1 protein-coding gene is annotated in these 724 nt (G+C 36.5%); it reads left to right on the top strand.

Going from position 1 to position 724, the window contains the following annotated elements:
* Positions 1–724 (top strand): choice-of-anchor J domain-containing protein (locus ACOI1D_RS21790; RefSeq protein WP_422504297.1); only part of this gene is annotated, 724 nt, incomplete at both ends.

Consider the following 724-nt stretch of genomic DNA (forward strand, 5'->3'; position numbering starts at 1 on the left):
CTGTTAATTTTGAACAAGCAAAATTATACGAAAAAGATGGAGTCCCTGCATGGGGAGCTGATTATAAACAATTGGATTTTGATAGCAAGATTGATACCATTACTTTTGATGGTATAGATTTCTTGCCATTGAAATGGGAAACACTTGCAGACCCACTTGATGAAGCAAATCAGGTTTTCTGGGGCGGTGAAGGTAATGAAGTTGATAACAATTTAATTTTTAAAGCTGATTTATCAAGTGTGGATGACGCAACTCTAACATTTGATCATTTTGTTGATATTGAAGAACAGTGGGACTTTGGCGTAGTTCAAGTCTCAACGGACGGTCAAACATGGACCAGTCTTGAAAATGAAAATACCCGTTCTGATGTTGTAGAAGAAGGATACCCTAAGATTAAAGAAAATGTTCCTGGATTCACAGGTCATACAGAAAATTGGGTAGGAGAAAGTTTCGAATTGTCATCTTATGCGGGACAGGAAATATACATCTCCTTCCGTTACCTAACTGACTGGGGATACAATGATACTGGTTGGTTTGTAGACAATATTGAAGTTCCAGAAGTTGGATTATCGTTTGATGGAACTAGCACAGACAGTTTCATATCTAAATCAGAGCTCCTTGAGAACTTTGTAAATTATTCTGTTACATTTGTTAATGAGGACAAACATGGTAAATATAAAGTGATGCATATTGATCCATTCAATGTAACAGAGGAAGATGCATT

It is taken from the genome of Virgibacillus sp. DJP39 (assembly GCF_049310925.1).
Classification (GTDB): Bacteria; Bacillota; Bacilli; order Bacillales; family Amphibacillaceae; genus Virgibacillus_F.